The following is a 16,667-nucleotide window of genomic DNA, read 5'->3' on the forward strand; positions in this document are numbered from 1 at the left end:
TAGCGCCAGCGGCTGACCTCGACGTTCTCCAGAACGCCGAGCGCGTCCGGCACGAGGATCGCCGCGGAGTAGTAGGCCGTCACCAGGTAGGAGATGATGGCCTGCTCGTCGATGCCCATGAAGCGGACCGACAGGCTGGGCTCGATCTCGTCGGGGATGCCGGACTGCTGGAGGCCGACGACGCCCTGCTCGGCCTCGCCCGTCCTCATGCAGATGATCGACGTCGTACGGGCCTCGGTGACCGGGATCTTGTTGCACGGGAAGATCGGCACGCCGCGCCAGGCCGGCACGTGGTGGCCGCCGACCTCGACGCTCTCCGGAACCAGACCGCGCTTGTTGCACTCCCGGCCGAACGCGGCGATGGCCCGCGGATGGGCGAGGAAGAGCTTCGAGCCGCGCCGCCGCGAGAGGAGTTCGTCCATGTCGTCGGGGCCGGGCACGCCGTCGTGCGGCTGGAGGCGCTGCCCGTAGTCGCAGTTGTGCAGCAGGCCGAACTCGCGGTGGTTGATCAGCTCGTGCTCCTGGCGCTCGCGCAGCGCCTCGACGGTGAGCCGCAACTGCTGCTCGGTCTGGTTCATCGGCTGGTTGTAGAGGTCCGCGACCCTGCTGTGGACCTTCAGCACCGTCTGCGCGACGGAGAGTTCGTACTCGCGGGGCGACACCTCGTAGTCGACGTAGGTGTGCGGGACCACGGCCTCGCCGACATGGCCGGCGGAGAGGTCGATCGCCGCCTCGCCGTACTTGTTGGTGCGCTGCTGCGGGATGTCCAGCCGCCCGGCGAGGTGTTCGCGGAGCGAGTCGGCGCGCTCCGCGAGGTTGAGCACGTCCGCCCGGCTCAGCGTCAGCACCGTGCACGCGGTGAGCGCGCGGGCCGTGTACTCCCAGACGGCCTCGCCGTCGACGAGACAGTGGTCGCCGAAGTGGGCCCCGTCGGCGTGGACCCCGAGCACCGTCTCGTCCCCGTACTTGCCGGTGCCGACCTTGGCGATCTTGCCGTGCGCCAGCAGATAGACGCGGTCCGCCGCCTCCCCCGCGCTCGCCAGCACCTCCCCCGCGGCGATCTCCCGCTGCTCGCACCGCCGGGCCAGCTCTCCGAGGACCTCCTGGTCGCCGAAGTCGCGGAGGGCCGGGAGCTCTCCGAGTTCGGCGGGGATGACCGCGACCCGCTCACCGGTCTGCACGAAGGTCACCCGGCCGTCCCCGACCGAGTAGCTCAGCCTCCGGTTCACCCGGTAGGTGCCGCCCTGCACCTGGACCCACGGCAGCATCTTCAGCAGCCACCGCGAGGTGATCTCCTGCATCTGCGGGGCGGACTTGGTGGTCGTCGCGAGGTTCCGCGCCGCCGCCGTGCCCAGACTCTGCTGCGGCGGCAACGTCGCGTTCCGAACCTCTTCACCAACGGACATCTGTCGTCCTCTCGAATGATCAACTGACGTGCGCGAAAAAGCCTTTCAGCACCGGAGGGCGGCGCACCATTACACAAAAGAGTGCGACTGACCGGGCCCCGGACTGGGCAGGACACCGCCGGTCGGGGCGCGCGGCGGCGGGCGTCCCCGCCACGCCCCTTAAATTGCATCTCGGATGCAACTTATCTACCGTGACAGCCATGCGGCTGACGAGATTCACCGACGTGGCGCTGCGCGTGCTGATGCGCCTCGCCGTCGTCGAGAACGAGGATCCGCCGACCACCCGGGAGGTGGCGGCGACCATGCGGGTGCCGTACACGCACACCGCGAAGGTCGTCGCCAGGCTCCAGCACCTCGGCCTGGTCGAGGCGCGCCGGGGCCGCGGCGGCGGGCTCAGCCTCACCGGAGCCGGCCGGTCCGCGTCGATCGGCCGGGTCGTCCGGGAGCTGGAGGGGCCGGGCGACGTCGTGGAGTGCGAGGGGTCCACCCCCTGCCCGCTGCGCTCGGCCTGCCGGCTGCGCGGCGCGCTGCGCCGGGCGGAGGAAGCCTTCTACGCCTCGCTCGACCCGATCACCGTCGACGAACTCGTCTCCTCCCCCACCGGGCCGCTGCTGATCGGCATCAGCGCCGGCCGCCCGTCCCCCGACTGAGCCGCGCCCGGGCCGCACCGGCCCGCCCCCGCACCCCGGGCGCCGTCCGCGCGCCCGGCCGCGCCCACCCCTGGGCGCATCCGGGCGCCACCCGCCCGGATGTGCCCTGCCCAAAAATACGACTCTGAAATACCAATTCAGAGCTCCGCAGAGATCAAGGAGTCATCGATGCTCTCCGAGTCGTCGACCGCCACCATCCGCGCCACCCTCCCCGCCGTGGGAGCGGCCATCGGGGACATCGCCGATCTCTTCTACCGCAAGCTCTTCACCGCCCACCCGGAGCTGCTGCGCGACCTCTTCAACCGCGGCAACCAGGCCTCCGGCGCCCAGCGCCAGGCGCTCGCCGGCTCCATAGCCGCCTTCGCGACCCACCTGGTCGAGCACCCGGACACCCGCCCCGACGTGATGCTCTCCCGCATAGCCCACAAGCACGCCTCGCTCGGGATCACCGCCCCCCAGTACGAGATCGTGCACAGGCACCTCTTCGCCGCCATCGCCGAGGTGCTCGGCGACGCGGTCACGCCCGAGGTCGCCGCCGCCTGGGACGAGGTCTACTGGCTGATGGCGAACGCGCTGATCGCCCGGGAGGAGCGGCTGTACGCGCAGCGGGGCGTGGTCGCCGGCGACGTCTGGAGCGAGTGGGAGGTGGCCGACCGGATCGAGGAGACGGCCGACGTCGCCACCTTCCGGCTCCGCCCGGCCGACGGGACTCCGGCCCCCGCCTTCCGCCCCGGCCAGTACGTCTCGGTGCAGGTCGAACTCCCCGACGGGGCACGGCAGATACGCCAGTACAGCCTCTCCGGCGCCCCGGAGTCCGAGCTGCGCTCGATCACCGTCAAGCGGGTGCGCGGCGACGGCTCCCCGGACGGCGAGGTCTCCAACCACCTGCACGCCGGGCTCCGGTCCGGCGGCCGGCTGCGCGTCTCCGCCCCGTACGGCGACCTCGTGCTGGACTCCGCGGACGCCCCGCTGCTGCTGGCCTCCGCGGGCATCGGCTGCGCCCCGATGCTCTCGATGCTGGAGCACCTCGTCACCACCGGCCACCGCGCCCCGGTCACCGTCGTGCACGGCGACCGCTCCCCCGCCGACCACGCGATGCGCGAGGAGCACGCGCTGTTCACCGGCAAGCTCCCCGACGCCACCGCCCACTTCTGGTACGAGCACCCGGAGCCGGGCCACCCCGCCGACCGCACCGGCCGGGTGGACCTGAGCGGCCTCACGCTCGCCGCCGGCACCCGCGCCTACCTCTGCGGCCCGCTGCCCTTCATGCGCGCCGTGCGCGGCCGGCTGCTGGCCAAGGGCGTCCCGGCGGCCGACATCCACTACGAGGTGTTCGGCCCGGACCTCTGGCTCGCCCAGGACTGAGACGCGTTCGACGGTCGCGGGCGAGGTGGCCGGATCGGTTCGCCCATACCCCGCCCCCACCGCCGCCGGATGCCCGGAACGCCCGCGGTCACCGCGTCGGTGACGTCTCCGGGCATCGCGCGCGCGGGCGTCCCCGGCGTCCGGCGCCCCTCGACCGCCTCCGTCCGGACCTGGTCAAATGAACGGATGAACAGCTCCGTGGACCCCGAGGCGCTCCTGCGGCCCCGCCTGCCCTCCCCGCTGCGGGAGGTCGCCGACGAGCGGTTCCAGCGGCACGGCGTGCGGCTGCTGCTCAAGCGGGACGATCTGATCCACCCCGACCTCCCCGGCAACAAGTGGCGCAAACTCGCCCCCCATCTGCGGGCCGCCGCCGGGCACACCGTGCTGACCTTCGGCGGGGCGTACTCCAACCACCTGCGGGCCACCGCCGCCGCCGGGCGGCTGCTCGGCTTCCGGACGATCGGGGTGGTGCGCGGGGACGAACTGGCCGGCCGCCCCCTCAACCCCTCCCTCGCCAGATGCGCGGCGGACGGGATGACCCTGCACTTCGTGGACCGTGCGACGTACCGCGCGAAGACCGGCCCGGAGGTCCTGGCCGGGCTGCGGCGCCGCTTCGGGGACTGCCGGGTCGTCCCGGAGGGCGGCAGCGACGCCGCGGCCGTACGGAGCTGCGCCGCGCTGGGCCGCGAGCTGCGGGGCCGGGCCGACGTGGCCGCGGTGGCCTGCGGCACCGGCGGCACCCTCGCCGGGCTCGCCGCCGGCCTGGCGCCGGGACAGCGGGCCCTCGGCGTCCCCGTGCTGCGCGGGGGCTTCCACGGGGACGCGGTGCGGGAGCTCCAGCGGGAGGCGTTCGGCGGCCCGGCGGGGGCGTGGTCGCTGGACGAGCGCTTCCACTTCGGCGGCTACGCCCGTACCACCCCGGAACTGCACGCGTTCGCGGACGACTTCGAGCACCGGCACGGGCTGCCCGTCGAGCGGCTCTACGTGGCCAAGCTGCTGTACGCCCTCACGGCGCTGGCCGAGGAGGGCGCGTTCCCGCCCGGGACGGCGGTCGCCGCCGTCGTCACGGGCCGGCCGGGCCCCGAGGCCGCCGAGGCCGCTCCACCGAACCGCTGAGCCGCCGAGCCGCCGAGCCGCCGCGATACATCGCCGAACCGCCGGGCCGGGACGCGCCGAGTCACCCGCCCGCGCCCGGACCGGGCAACGCCGAGACCGCCCGTGCCCGGCACCCCCGTGACCGGCCCGGGCACGCGCGCTCCCCGCCCGCTCAGGGCGTGTCCGGTTCCTCCCGGTAGGCCGCCGCCTCCTCCAGGTCGAGCCGTCTGAGCAGGGTGCGGAGCATCTCGTCGTCGATCCGCCGCTCGTCCCTGAGCCGCACGAAGACCGACCGCTCGGCCTCCAGCGTCTCCCCGGACAGCCGCCGGTAGGTGTCGTCGGCCGACTCCCCGGTCATCGGGTTGGCGGCGCCCAGCCTTTCCCACACGGCGTTGCGGCGGCGTTCCAGGATGCCGCGCAGGCGGTCGGCGAGCGGGCCCGGCAGCGCGTTGCGGGGGTCGGCGAGCAGCTCGTTCAGCCGGGCCTCGGCGGCCTCGGACGCCTCGTTCTGCGCCTGGGCCTCGGCCAGGGTCTGGGCCGTCGCGTCCCGCCCCGGGAGCTTCAGCGCGCGCACCAGCGGCGGCAGGCTGAGCCCTTGGACGACGAGGGTCCCGATGACCGTGGTGAAGGTCAGGAACAGCACCAGGTTCCGGGCCGGGAAGGCCTGTCCGTCGGTCGTCAGCAGCGGGACGGAGAACGCGATGGCGAGCGAGACGACCCCGCGCATGCCGGCCCAGCCGACGATCAGCGGCGCCGTCCAGTCGGTGTCCGGCTCGCGCTCCCTGATCCGTTTCGACAGCCAGCGGGGCAGATACGTCGCCGGGAAGACCCAGAGGAACCGGACCACGACGACGGCCACGAACACCGCCACCGCGTACCAGAGCGCGTCCGCCACCGCGTAGGCGCCCAGCCCCCTCAGCACGACGGGCAGCTGGAGCCCGATCAGCGCGAACACCGCCGACTCCAGGACGAACGCGACCATCTTCCAGACGGCGGCCTCCTGGAGCCGGGTGGCGAAGTCCACCTGCCAGGCGCGGTGCCCCAGGTAGAGCGCGACGACGACCACGGCGAGCACCCCGGAGGCGTGCACGCGCTCCGCCACCGCGTACGCCACGAAGGGGATCAGCAGCGAGAGCGTGTTCTGCAGCAGCGCCTCCTTCAGGTGCGTGCGGAGCCAGTGCAGCGGCACCATCAGCGCCAGACCGACCGCGACCCCGCCGAGCGCGGCCAGCAGGAACTCGCCGATCCCGGCGCTCCAGCTCATGCCCTCCCCCACGGCCGCGGCGAGGGCCACCTTGTACGCGGTGATCGCGGTGGCGTCGTTCACCAGGGACTCGCCCTGCAGGATCGTGGTGACCCGGCCCGGCAGCCCCACCCGGCGGGCGATCGCGGCGGCCGTGACCGCGTCCGGCGGCGCGATCACCGCGCCCAGCACCAGCGCGGCGGTCAGCGGCAGGTCCGGCACCAGCAGATACGCGAGCCAGCCGACGGCCACCGTCGCGAAGAGGACGTAGCCGACGGAGAGCAGCGCCACCGGCCGCAGATTGGCCCGCAGATCGAGGTACGAGCTGTCGACGGCCGCCGTGTAGAGCAGCGGCGGCAGCACCAGCGGCAGCACGATGTCCGGGTCCAGGGCGTACGTCGGCACCCCCGGCACATAGGCGGCGATCAGCCCCACCGCCACCAGCAGCAGGGGCGCCGGCACGGGGGTGCGGCGGGCCGCCCCCGCGACGGCGGCACTCGCCGCGACCAGCGCCACCAGCGGAAGTACATCCATGTTCAGGGTCCTCGCATCCGTCGTAACCTGACCATCATGAGTGAATGCCCGCATGTGTCCGCACTGCCGCACCCCGAGCCGGAGCCGCTGAGCGGGACCTGCCTCGAATGCGTCGCGGCGGGTACGCAACCGGTGCACCTGCGGCTCTGCCTGTTCTGCGGCCACGTCGGCTGCTGCGACTCGTCGCCCCTGCGCCACGGCACCGGGCACTTCGAGGAGACCGGTCACCCGGTGATGCGGAGCTTCGAGCCGGGCGAGAGCTGGCGGTGGTGCTTCGTGGACGGCGCGATCGTCTGAGCCGAGGCAGGCGTCTCCGGTCCCGGGCGTCGGCCCGGCCGCCGGTGCGCTCCCGGACGCCCGCGCGGGGACTCCGGCCGTCCGGTGTTCCGCGCGGGACGGTTCGAGGGGCCGTTGCCTGGGTACGTCAATCCGGCGTCTGTTGTCCGTAATTGATCGCCGCAGACCCCTAGCCACCGTGTGTGGTCATTGACTTACCATGAGTGACAGCCATGGGCTGGGACCTGTCCGACCCTGATCCGTCGGCAGGTCCCGGGGGTTCGGCGACACGGCATCATGGATCGCGATAGCGTCGCCGGGCCAGAACCGAAGACGTACCACATGGCTCCGGGGTGCCCTTCCCGGATCCTCGGAAGAGTTTGTGCCACCTTGGAGGTGAGGGTGTCCCAGATCGCAGGCGAGCCCGGGAATCAGGACTTCGTAGAGGTCCGGCTGCCGGCTGCGGGTGCCTACCTGTCGGTGCTGCGTACGGCCACGGCCGGTCTCGCGGCACGCTTGGACTTCACGCTCGACGAGATCGAGGATCTCCGCATCGCGGTCGACGAGGCGTGCGCGATCCTGCTCCAGCAGGCCGTGCCGGGTTCCGTCCTCAGCTGTGTCTTCCGGCTCATCGAGGACTCCCTGGAGGTGACGGTGTCGGCGCCGACCACGGACGGCCGGGCGCCGGAGCGCGACACCTTCGCCTGGACGGTGCTCTCCGCACTGGCCGGGAAGGTCGACTCCTCGGTGGCGGACGACCGTACGGTGAGCATCAGCCTCTACAAACAGCGCGGCGCGGGACCCGGGCCGGCGTGAGCTACGGAAACGGGGACGGTCCGGTGCGGGACGAGACGATCCGACCAGGGGTGGTGCGTACGGCGGGCATCCCTGAGCAGCAGGCCCTGCCCCATCCGGAGGACGGGGCGGACGGGCCTGCGAGCCGTACGGTCGCGGTGGGGCAGTCGCAGGCGGAGCGGGCAGGCCAGATGAGCGAGCACGGGCACCACGATCCACAGGACCGCAGTGAGGCGCGGGCGCTCTTCATCGAACTGCGCGGCCTCCCCGACGGCTCGCCGGAGCGGGCGGAGCTGCGCAACCGGCTGGTGCGGATGCACCTGCCGCTCGTGGAGCACCTGGCCCGCCGGTTCCGCAACCGGGGCGAGCCGCTGGACGATCTGACCCAGGTCGCCACGATCGGCCTGATCAAGTCGGTGGACCGGTTCGACCCGGACCGCGGCGTCGAGTTCTCGACGTACGCGACCCCCACGGTCGTCGGCGAGATCAAGCGGCACTTCCGCGACAAGGGCTGGGCGGTCCGGGTGCCGCGGCGTCTGCAGGAGCTGCGGCTGTCGCTGACCACGGCCACCGCCGAGCTCTCCCAGCTGCACGGCCGCTCGCCGACGGTGCACGAACTGGCGGAGCGGCTGGGCATCTCCGAGGAAGAGGTCCTGGAGGGGCTCGAATCGGCCAACGCGTACAGCACCCTCTCGCTGGACGTGCCGGACACGGACGACGAGTCCCCGGCGGTCGCGGACACACTGGGCTCGGAGGACGAGGCGCTGGAGGGCGTCGAGTACCGGGAATCGCTCAAGCCGCTGCTGGAGGACCTCCCGCCGCGCGAGAAGCGGATCCTGCTGCTGCGCTTCTTCGGCAACATGACCCAGTCGCAGATCGCGCAGGAGGTCGGCATCTCCCAGATGCACGTCTCGCGCCTGCTGGCCCGCACCCTGGCCCAGCTGCGCGAGCGGCTGCTCGTCGAGGAATGAGACCGTCCCGCGGCCGCGCGGCCCCGCACGCCGAGGACGCCGCGCGCCCGAGACGCCCCGCCCGGGCCGCGGCGCCGGTGACGGGGCGGCCCGGGGGCCGGCTCAGGCGTCCGGGGGCGTGGCGCCGGGGCGGCGGATGCCCAGCTCGTCGATGGTCGTCGGCCTGACCAGCTGGTAGAGCGCCGTCAGGACCACCGCGGCGAGCACGATCCCGGCGGGGATCAGCACCCCGTGGGACCGCAGCAGCGTCCAGGCCACCGGCAGTCCCATGATCTGCGTGATGAGCGCGGGACCCCGGCTCCAGCTGCGCCGCCGCAGCAGGCCGCGCGCTGCGATCAGCGGGATCAGGCCCAGCGCGACCAGCGTCAGACCGCCCATCTCCGCCTGCTGCGGGCTCTCGGGCTGCCCGAGCAGCCCCATCACCAGCATGTAGATCCCGCCGACGACCAGCGCCACCCCTTCCAGGGCGGTGAGTCCCGCGACGAGGGTGATCCTGCTCGGCTTCGCCGGTCCGGCCGACGCCGCCGGCACGGACGACGCGGACGACGGCTCGGACGTGTTCTGCTGAGTACTCACCCCTGCAGGTTGGCACCCCGGCACCCCGAAAGCGAAGCCGGGGTGGCGAACGGCACGCGACCGGGACGGCGGCCGGCGCGGAAATCGGCGGAGCCGCGCCGACGGGCCCGCGCCCCTCGCACGCGACCCATCACCCTGCGTGAAGGCCATGGGGTAAGACTTCAGGGCGATACCGCCAAGTAGGTACTCTGGCCGTCATGCGCGCACTTCTCGTGGTCAATCCAGCTGCTACCACCACCAGTGCGCGGACCCGTGACGTGCTCATCCACGCCCTGGCCAGCGAGATGAAGCTGGAGGCCGTGACCACGGAGTACCGGGGGCACGCCCGGGACCTGGGGCGGGAGGCCGCGGACTCCGGCGAGATCGACCTCGTGGTCGCGCTGGGCGGCGACGGAACGGTCAACGAGGTCGTCAACGGCCTGCTCCACAACGGTCCCGACCTGGACGTCCTTCCCCGGCTCGCGGTGGTCCCCGGCGGCTCCACCAATGTCTTCGCGCGCGCCCTGGGCCTGCCGAACGACGCGGTCGAGGCGACCGGCGCGATCCTGGACGCGCTCGCCCACCGCACCGAACGGACGGTCGGGCTCGGGCTCGCGGCCGGCACCCCGGGCACCGAGGACGAGTCGGTCCCGGAACGCTGGTTCACTTTCTGCGCCGGCCTCGGATTCGACGCGGGAGTGGTCGGCCGAGTCGAACAGAAGCGCGAACTCGGGAAGCGGTCGACGCACGCGCTCTATGTGCGCCAGGTGGTCCGGCAATTCCTGGAGGAACCGCGCCGGCGAAACGGATCGATCACCCTGGAGAGCCCCGGCCAGGAACCGGTCGACGATCTCGCGCTCGCCATAATCTCCAACACCGCCCCCTGGACCTACCTGGGGAATCGCCCCATGTACGCCTCGCCGGGAGCCTCCTTCGACACCGGTCTGGACGTGCTCGGACTGAAGCGGCTGTCCACCGCGGCGGTCGCCCGCTACGGCACCCAGCTGCTCACTTCGAGCCCCGAGAAGGGCCCCCGCGGCAAGCACGCGCTCTCACTTCACGACCTCACGGACTTCACCTTGCATTCAAAGGCGCCCTTGCCTTTTCAGATGGATGGGGACCATCTCGGAGTGCGCACGAGTGTGACGTTCACAGGCGTACGCCGTGCACTGCGTGTGATTGTGTGAGTGGAAGGGCCCAAAGTCCTTTAAGTCGAACGTTTGGGCTGCGCTCCACCCCATAGAAGTACGGCTGTGACCTAGTCGACACCGAGGAATCAAAAAAAACTTTCCAGAAGGGGTTGTATCCGCCGCTGAGGTTTGCGAATCTCTACGTGGCGATCGGGACGGCCCGCAACACCGGCCTCCACTGAGAGCCAGAACCCCTCCTCATTTCACAGGACCACAACCAGTTCGTCTGGGCGTCGGCCCGTTACCTGCGGGGGGATTCGTGAAAGCGTTCACATTCACAAGCACTGTATGCAACACCAAGGAGAGGTAGCAGCCATGGACTGGCGTCACAACGCCGTTTGTCGTGAGGAAGACCCCGAGCTGTTCTTCCCCATCGGCAACACCGGTCCTGCGCTGCTGCAGATCGAGGAAGCCAAGGCCGTCTGCCGCCGCTGCCCCGTCATGGAGCAGTGCCTGCAGTGGGCGCTCGAGTCCGGCCAGGACTCCGGCGTCTGGGGTGGCCTCAGCGAGGACGAGCGCCGCGCGATGAAGCGTCGCGCCGCTCGCAACCGGGCGCGTAACGCCAGCGCCTGAGCCGACGCCACCGCTACGAGCCTCAGCCCGGCGGCGCGTACAGCGCGTACGCACAACCCCGCCCCCGAGTCGCAGCGCGCAGTACCCCCCGAAGCGCATGCATGACCAGCGAGCCCGGACCGTTCCATACGGTCCGGGCTCGCTGCCGTGAACGGCCGGGGCGGCGGGAGCGGTCCCGGCGGCGCGTCCGCCGGAGCTCCGCCGGGACCAGGCCCTAGCGCTGGGCCCGGACCGGTATGTCGAGGACGACCTGCGTGCCGCGCTCGGGCGCGGGGACCATGCCGAACGTCCCGCCCAGCTCCCCCTCCACCAGCGTCCGCACGATCTGCAGCCCCAGGTTGCCGGCGCTCCGCGGATCGAACCCCTCGGGCAGACCGCAGCCGTCGTCCTGGACCGTGATCAGGAGACGCTGCTCCACGGAGGTGCCGCCCCGCACCGCGGACACGTCCACCGTGCCGTGCTCGGCGAGGGTGAAGGCGTGTTCCAGGGCGTTCTGCAGGACTTCGGTGAGCACCATCGCCAGCGGCGTGGCCACCTCGGCGTCGAGCACGCCGAAGCGTCCGGTGCGGCGGCAGGTGACCTTGCCCGGGGAGATCTCCGCGACCATCGCGATGACCCGGTCCGCGATCTCGTCGAACTCCACCCGCTCGTCCAGATTCTGAGACAGCGTCTCATGGACGATGGCGATCGAACCGACGCGCCGCACCGCCTCGCTGAGCGCCTCGCGCCCGCGCACCGAGTCCATCCGGCGGGCCTGGAGCCGCAACAGGGCGGCGACGGTCTGGAGATTGTTCTTCACCCGGTGGTGGATCTCCCGGATGGTGGCGTCCTTGGTGATCAACTCCCGCTCGCGGCGACGCAGTTCCGTGACGTCCCGGAGCAGCACCAGGGAACCGATCCGGACGCCCTTGGGCTTGAGCGGAATGGCCCGCAGCTGGATCACCCCGCTCGCGCCCTCGACCTCGAACTCGCGGGGCGCGTAGCCACTGGCCAGTTTGACCAGGGCCTCGTCCACCGGCCCCCGGGACGGGGCGAGTTCGGCGGTGATCGAGCCCAGGTGCTGACCGACCAGGTCGGAGGCGAGGCCGAGGCGGTGGTACGCGGAGAGGCCGTTGGGGCTGGCGTACTGGACGACCCCGTCGGCGTCGAGCCGGAGCAGCCCGTCCCCGACCCGGGGCGACGCGTCCATGTCGACCTGCTGACCGGGGAACGGGAAGGTCCCGGCGGCGATCATCTGGGCCAGGTCGGAGGCCGACTGGAGATAGGTGAGCTCCAGCCGGGACGGCGTGCGCACGGTCAGCAGATTGGTGTTGCGGGCGATCACGGCGAGCACCCGGCCGTCCCGGCGCACCGGGATCGACTCCACCCGGACCGGGACCTCCTCGCGCCACTCCGGGTCGCCCTCGCGCACGATCCGGCCCTCGTCCAGGGCCACGTCGAGCATCGGCCGGCGGCCGCGCGGCACCAGGTGGCCCACCATGTCGTTCTGGTAGGAGGTGGGGCCGGTGTTGGGCCGCATCTGGGCCACGGACACATAGCGGGTGCCGTCGCGGGTGGGGACCCAGAGCACGAGGTCGGCGAAGGAGAGGTCGGAGAGCAACTGCCACTCCGAGACCAGCAGGTGCAGCCATTCCAGGTCGGTGTCACCGAGGGCCGTGTGCTGGCGGACGAGGTCGTTCATGGAGGGCACGTGTGCGAGCGTACCCGCGTACGGGGCAAGGTTCCGAACCATGCGACCCCGTCGTACGTGTCAGGGAACGGGGGCGCGGAATTGGGCCGCCCCGATGGATGGACACGAGCGAATGGTCTAGTCCACAATGCTCAGGACAGAGCTTCCGCTCTCCCCGCACAGGAGAGCGGATCGAGGCACCCGCGCTCTCTGCCCTGACCGCGTGGGCGCCTCTCGGCCGACGGCACCGCACACCGCCGGCCGTAGCGGACCGCCCGATGGGCCGGTCGCATTCCGGGCTGCGGCGCCGGGCGGGCTGAGGGTCCCGTCCCGGTGCCGCGGCCCGCGGGTGTCTTGGGCGGGTGCTCCGCGAACGGGCGCAGACCTGGGCGGGCGGGCCCGCCGGACGGCGCGCCGGGCCGCAGCGGCCGTCGCCGGGCGAACCGCCGGGCACGACCGGCGGTCCTCAGCGGGTCTCGATGACCTTGGCCAGCGCGCGGGGCGCGTCCGGGTCCTGGCCGCGCGCGATGGCCACCTCGTACGCCAGCCTCTGCAGCGGCAGGATCTCCAGGACCGGCTGGACCTCCTCGGCGACCCCGGACGTGGGCAGCACGAAGCCGGCGGACGCCTCCGCCACCCGAGCCTCGGGCCCCACCACGACCAGGTCCGCGCCGCGGCCCCGCAGCCGGTCCAGGACCGGCCGGAGCGCCTCGCCGCCGGGGCCGTCGGTGACCACGGCGATCACCGGGGAGACGTTGTCGACCATGGCGAGCGGGCCGTGCAGCAGATCGGCGCCGGAGTAGGAGAGGGCCGGGATGTAGCTGGTCTCCATCAGCTTGAGGGCGGCCTCCTTCGCCGTGGGGTAGCCGTAGCCGCGCGAGGTGATGACCATCCGCCCGGCGAAGCGGTAGCGCGAGGCCAGGGTCCTGACCTCCTCGTGGCGGGCCAGGACCGCCTCGGCCGCGTCCGGCAGGACTCCGGCGGGCGCGCCGTCGCCGCCGCGCAGCCCCTCCACGAGGAGATAGAGGGAGAGCAGGGAGGCGGTGTACGTCTTGGTGGCCGGCAGCGCGCGCTCCGGGCCCGCCAGGACGTCGATGTGGTACTCGGAGACGGCGGCGAGCGGCGAGTCCGGGTTGTTGGTGACGGCCAGGGTGATCGCCCCGGCCTCCCGGGCCGCGCTGGTGGAGGCGACCAGGTCGGGCGAGCCGCCGAACTGGCTGACGGTGACGGCCAGGACGTCCCGGAGCCTCGGCTTCGCGCCGTACGCGGTGGTGGTGGACATCGAGGTGAGGCCGCAGGGCAGCCCGAGCCGGATCTCCAGCAGGTACTTGGCGTAGAGCGCGGCGTTGTCCGAGGTGCCCCGGGCGGCGAGCAGGGCGAAGCGCGGCTCCCGGGCCGCGACGGCCGCGGCCACCTCGCGGATCGCGGGGGCGCCCCGGTCCAGGACGCGGCGCAGCACGGCGGGCTGTTCGGCCATCTCGCCGGCCATGATCCGGCCCGGCCGCTCGCTCCCCCCGGTCGAGTACGTGACTGCCATGCCGAGCGCCTCCCTGGGTGGTCCGAGTACGCCGGGAACACCTCTGGAACCAGTCGAACACGGGGAGGCGGAGGCCCGCCAGCGGGGTTCCGGAGGGGCGGGCACGGGCCGTTCCGGAGGCGTTCCGTCCACGCCTCGCGCACGCCGTGTCCGCGTTGCCTGCTTCTGCTAGATTGGGAACTTGATTGGTCTATACCACCTGATTCAACTCTTCAGATCGGCAGGCCCCGCGTGGAAGTTGTCATCGTCCCGGACGCCCAGGCAGGCGGCGAACTCATCGCAGAGGCCATCGGCGCCCTGCTGAGCCGCAAGCCCGACGCCCTGCTCGGCGTTGCCACCGGCTCTACCCCGCTGCCCATCTACCGCGCGCTGGCGGACAAGGTCCGCTCCGGCGCCGTGGATGTCTCGCGCGTCCGCGTCTGCCAGCTCGACGAGTACGTCGGACTGCCCGCGGGCCACCCGGAGTCCTACCGTTCCGTGGTGCTGCGCGAGGTCGTCGAGCCGCTCGGCCTGTCCGAGGCGTCCTTCATGGGCCCCGACGGCTCCGCCGAGGACATCCAGACCGCCTGCGAAGCGTACGACAAGGCGCTCGCCGAGGCCGGCGGGGTGGACATCCAGCTCCTCGGCATCGGCACCGACGGCCACATCGGCTTCAACGAGCCGTGCTCCTCGCTCGCGTCCCGCACCCGGATCAAGACGCTCACCGAGCAGACCCGGATCGACAACGCGCGCTTCTTCGACGACGACATCTCCCAGGTGCCGCACCACGTGATCACCCAGGGGATCGGCACCATCCTGGAGGCCCGCCACCCGATTCTGCTCGCCACCGGCGCGGGGAAGGCGGAGGCCGTGGCGCAGACGGTGGAGGGCCCGGTGGCCTCGGTCGTGCCCGCCTCGGCGCTCCAGCTGCACCCGCACGCGACGGTGGTGGTCGACGAGGCCGCCGCGTCCAAGCTGAAGCTGGCGGACTACTTCCGCGCCGCGTACGCCTCGAAGCCGTCCTGGCAGGGGCTGTAGGCGCGTCCCGGCCCGAGGCCCGGAACACCTCTGAGGTGTTCCGGGCCTCGTCGCGTCGGCGGTTCGGAATCTGTCCGCATGGCGGACGCTACGCCCGTCATGCGGACAGGAGTCGGACGTCAGCCGGACGGGTGTCGGACGGCAGCCGGACGGCGTCGGACAGGCGTCGGCGGATACGCGCGTGCGGAGCGGGATGCGGCGCGGAGCGGGGTGCGGTGCGGCCCCGTCCCGCGCCGCACCGCGGTCTCAGTCCTCCCGCGCCCCGGCGGCGCCGGCGATGATCTCCGCCGCGGCCTGGCCGCAGACCCGGGCGGCGCCGTGGGTGGCGATGTACAGGGCTCCCCGGGCGGGCGCCTGCGGGACGCCCATCTCGACCACGACCGTGTCGGGGCGCCGTGCCACCAGGGCGTCCAGCGCCCGGCCCATCCAGGCGTGGCGATGGGCGTCGCGGACGACCACGACGACGCGCCGCTCCCCCGCCGCCCGCAGCACGGCGTCGGCGGGGTCCTCGGCGTCGCCGCCGTACACGCCGCTCTCGGTGCCCGGCGCCAGCCGGTCCAGCTCCGCGGCCACGCCCCACGGGGTCTCGTTGCCGACCGCGATGTTCGACGCGGAGGTGAACGAGGCGACGTACGCGGGCCCGGTCAGCGGCTCGGCGGACCCGGTCACCCGCACCGCGCGGCGGGCGGCGACCAGGCCGATGCCGGAGCCGGCTCCGGCGCCGGGCGCGGTCCCCTCCTGCGCTGCCGCGCCCGGCTCCGAACCGGCCCCCCCGGCCTTCTGCGCCCAGGACGCGAGGGCCCGTACCCGTGCGGCCGCGTCCGCGAGCCGCTCCTCGGCGAGTTCGCCGGCGCGCACCGCCGCGACCAGCGCGTCGCGCAGCCGCAGCACGGTGCCGTCGTCCTCCAGGCCGCCGCCGACGCACAGCGCGTCGGCCCCGGCCGCGATGGCGAGGACGGAGCCGCGCTCGATGCCGTAGGTCCCGGCGATGGCCCGCATCTCCACGGCGTCGGTGACGATGAGGCCGTCGTAGCCCAGCTCCTCGCGCAGCAGACCGGTGAGGATGCGCGGGCTGACCGTGCCGGGGTGGTCCGGGTCCAGGGCGGGCAGCAGGATGTGCGCGCTCATCACGCACTTGGAGCCGGCCTCGATGGCGGCGCGGAACGGCACCAGCTCACGGGCGTGCAGCGTCTCCAGGTCGACGTCGATGCGCGGCATCGCGTGGTGCGAGTCGATCGCGGTGTCGCCGTGCCCGGGGAAGTGCTTGGTGCAGGCGGCGACGCCGGACGCCTGGAGGCCCTCGATGTACGCGGCGGTGTGCCGGGCGACGAGCCCGGTGTCGGCGCCGAAGGCGCGCACGCCGATGATCGGGTTGTCCGGGTTGGAGTTGACGTCGGCGGACGGGGCCCAGTTGAGGTTGACGCCGCACTCGGCGAGCCGGCGGCCCAGCTCCCGGGCGACCGCGCGGGTCAGGTCCACGTCGTCGACGTACCCGAGCGCGAGGTTGCCGGGGAAGGAGGAACCGGTGCGGACCTCCAGCCGGGTGACGTCGCCGCCCTCCTCGTCGATCGCCACGAGGAGGTCCTCGCGCTCGGCCCTGAGCTGGGCGGTGAGCGCGGTGACCTGCTCGGGCGTCTGGACGTTGCGGCCGAACAGGGCGACGGAGGCGAGCCCTTCGTCGACCCGGCGCAGCACCCAGTCCGGGGCGGTGGTGCCGGTGAATCCGGGCTGGAGGACGGCGAGGGCGTCGCGGGTGACGGTGTCCGTGGCGGATGTCAGGGTGGTCATGGG

General features: G+C 72.7%; 15 protein-coding genes. 9 read left to right on the plus strand and 6 right to left on the minus strand.

Translation table 11 applies throughout. The features are described from left to right. The coding region (locus WA762_RS32240) for a family 2B encapsulin nanocompartment shell protein (RefSeq protein WP_335940779.1) at window positions 1–1,406 on the minus strand (1,406 nt) is incomplete at its 3' end. A 200-nt stretch (window positions 1,407–1,606) separates the two neighbouring features. Here WA762_RS32240 and WA762_RS32245 point away from each other — a divergent pair. The 3 genes from WA762_RS32245 (at window position 1,607) to WA762_RS32255 (ending at window position 4,537) form a co-directional block, all read left to right on the plus strand. After that, window positions 1,607–2,056, plus strand: coding sequence for an RrF2 family transcriptional regulator (locus WA762_RS32245; RefSeq protein WP_335940781.1), 450 nt, complete (start codon window positions 1,607–1,609; stop codon window positions 2,054–2,056). A gap of 168 nt (window positions 2,057–2,224) precedes the next feature. Then, the gene (locus WA762_RS32250; protein WP_335940782.1) at window positions 2,225–3,421 is read left to right on the plus strand and encodes a globin domain-containing protein; all 1,197 of its coding nucleotides are present in this window, start codon (window positions 2,225–2,227) and stop codon (window positions 3,419–3,421) included. Window positions 3,422–3,607: 186 nt separating this feature from the next. Next, window positions 3,608–4,537 carry a 1-aminocyclopropane-1-carboxylate deaminase/D-cysteine desulfhydrase gene (locus WA762_RS32255; protein ID WP_335940783.1) on the plus strand — a complete coding sequence of 310 codons (930 nt, stop codon included), beginning with the start codon at window positions 3,608–3,610 and terminating at the stop codon, window positions 4,535–4,537. Between the two features lie 151 nt (window positions 4,538–4,688). Here the strand turns inward: WA762_RS32255 and WA762_RS32260 are convergent, their stop codons facing one another. After that, entirely contained in the window at window positions 4,689–6,293 is a 1,605-nt protein-coding gene (locus WA762_RS32260; RefSeq protein ID WP_335940785.1) for a Na+/H+ antiporter, read from the minus strand. Between the two features lie 36 nt (window positions 6,294–6,329). On the opposite strand from WA762_RS32260, the gene WA762_RS32265 reads away from it, so the two are divergent. From WA762_RS32265 to WA762_RS32275, 3 genes are all read left to right on the plus strand, one after another. After that, window positions 6,330–6,590 (plus strand): UBP-type zinc finger domain-containing protein, encoded by a 261-nt coding sequence (locus WA762_RS32265; protein ID WP_335940787.1) that lies wholly within the window; start codon window positions 6,330–6,332, stop codon window positions 6,588–6,590. A 381-nt stretch (window positions 6,591–6,971) separates the two neighbouring features. Next, the gene (locus WA762_RS32270) at window positions 6,972–7,385 is read left to right on the plus strand and encodes an ATP-binding protein (protein ID WP_073781878.1); all 414 of its coding nucleotides are present in this window, start codon (window positions 6,972–6,974) and stop codon (window positions 7,383–7,385) included. Next, a complete protein-coding gene (locus WA762_RS32275; protein WP_443080732.1) occupies window positions 7,382–8,335 on the plus strand; it encodes an RNA polymerase sigma factor SigF in 954 nt (317 codons plus the stop codon). Before WA762_RS32270 ends, WA762_RS32275 begins: the two co-directional genes overlap by 4 nt. Window positions 8,336–8,437: 102 nt before the next feature. Here WA762_RS32275 and WA762_RS32280 read toward each other — a convergent pair whose 3' ends face one another. Next, window positions 8,438–8,911: a hypothetical protein gene (locus tag WA762_RS32280; protein WP_335940790.1), complete on the minus strand. Its 474-nt coding sequence runs from the start codon at window positions 8,909–8,911 to the stop codon at window positions 8,438–8,440. 197 nt (window positions 8,912–9,108) lie between these two features. On the opposite strand from WA762_RS32280, the gene WA762_RS32285 reads away from it, so the two are divergent. Together WA762_RS32285 and WA762_RS32290 are read left to right on the plus strand one after the other, a co-directional pair. After that, the gene (locus tag WA762_RS32285; RefSeq protein ID WP_335940791.1) at window positions 9,109–10,077 is read left to right on the plus strand and encodes a diacylglycerol/lipid kinase family protein; all 969 of its coding nucleotides are present in this window, start codon (window positions 9,109–9,111) and stop codon (window positions 10,075–10,077) included. 318 nt (window positions 10,078–10,395) lie between these two features. After that, window positions 10,396–10,653, plus strand: coding sequence for a WhiB family transcriptional regulator (locus tag WA762_RS32290; RefSeq protein WP_003953983.1), 258 nt, complete (start codon window positions 10,396–10,398; stop codon window positions 10,651–10,653). A gap of 214 nt (window positions 10,654–10,867) precedes the next feature. Here the strand turns inward: WA762_RS32290 and WA762_RS32295 are convergent, their stop codons facing one another. Continuing rightward, window positions 10,868–12,334, minus strand: coding sequence for a sensor histidine kinase (locus tag WA762_RS32295; protein WP_335940855.1), 1,467 nt, complete (start codon window positions 12,332–12,334; stop codon window positions 10,868–10,870). A gap of 454 nt (window positions 12,335–12,788) precedes the next feature. Next, entirely contained in the window at window positions 12,789–13,859 is a 1,071-nt protein-coding gene (locus tag WA762_RS32300; protein WP_335940824.1) for an SIS domain-containing protein, read from the minus strand. Window positions 13,860–14,090: 231 nt separating this feature from the next. Here WA762_RS32300 and nagB point away from each other — a divergent pair, with 231 nt between their 5' ends. After that, window positions 14,091–14,876, plus strand: coding sequence for a glucosamine-6-phosphate deaminase (gene nagB / locus WA762_RS32305; protein ID WP_335940826.1), 786 nt, complete (start codon window positions 14,091–14,093; stop codon window positions 14,874–14,876). Between the two features lie 246 nt (window positions 14,877–15,122). Here nagB and WA762_RS32310 read toward each other — a convergent pair whose 3' ends face one another. Continuing rightward, window positions 15,123–16,664, minus strand: coding sequence for a glycoside hydrolase family 3 protein (locus tag WA762_RS32310; protein WP_335940827.1), 1,542 nt, complete (start codon window positions 16,662–16,664; stop codon window positions 15,123–15,125). Between the last annotated feature and the right edge of the window lie 3 nt (window positions 16,665–16,667).

This window comes from Streptomyces tyrfis (genome assembly GCF_037034285.1).
Lineage (GTDB): Bacteria > Actinomycetota > Actinomycetes > Streptomycetales > Streptomycetaceae > Streptomyces.

Bases quoted from the DNA above. Each gene is read 5' to 3' on its own strand.
- WA762_RS32250 (WP_335940782.1), top strand. From the start codon at position 2,225: ATGCTCTCCGAGTCGTCGACCGCCACCATCCGCGCCACCCTCCCCGCC.
- WA762_RS32245 (WP_335940781.1), top strand. From the start codon at position 1,607: ATGCGGCTGACGAGATTCACCGACGTGGCGCTGCGCGTGCTGATGCGC.
- WA762_RS32310 (WP_335940827.1), bottom strand. From the start codon at position 16,664: ATGACCACCCTGACATCCGCCACGGACACCGTCACCCGCGACGCCCTC.
- WA762_RS32290 (WP_003953983.1), top strand. From the start codon at position 10,396: ATGGACTGGCGTCACAACGCCGTTTGTCGTGAGGAAGACCCCGAGCTG.
- WA762_RS32265 (WP_335940787.1), top strand. From the start codon at position 6,330: ATGAGTGAATGCCCGCATGTGTCCGCACTGCCGCACCCCGAGCCGGAG.
- WA762_RS32300 (WP_335940824.1), bottom strand. From the start codon at position 13,859: ATGGCAGTCACGTACTCGACCGGGGGGAGCGAGCGGCCGGGCCGGATC.
- WA762_RS32260 (WP_335940785.1), bottom strand. From the start codon at position 6,293: ATGGATGTACTTCCGCTGGTGGCGCTGGTCGCGGCGAGTGCCGCCGTC.
- WA762_RS32285 (WP_335940791.1), top strand. From the start codon at position 9,109: ATGCGCGCACTTCTCGTGGTCAATCCAGCTGCTACCACCACCAGTGCG.
- WA762_RS32295 (WP_335940855.1), bottom strand. From the start codon at position 12,334: ATGAACGACCTCGTCCGCCAGCACACGGCCCTCGGTGACACCGACCTG.
- WA762_RS32255 (WP_335940783.1), top strand. From the start codon at position 3,608: ATGAACAGCTCCGTGGACCCCGAGGCGCTCCTGCGGCCCCGCCTGCCC.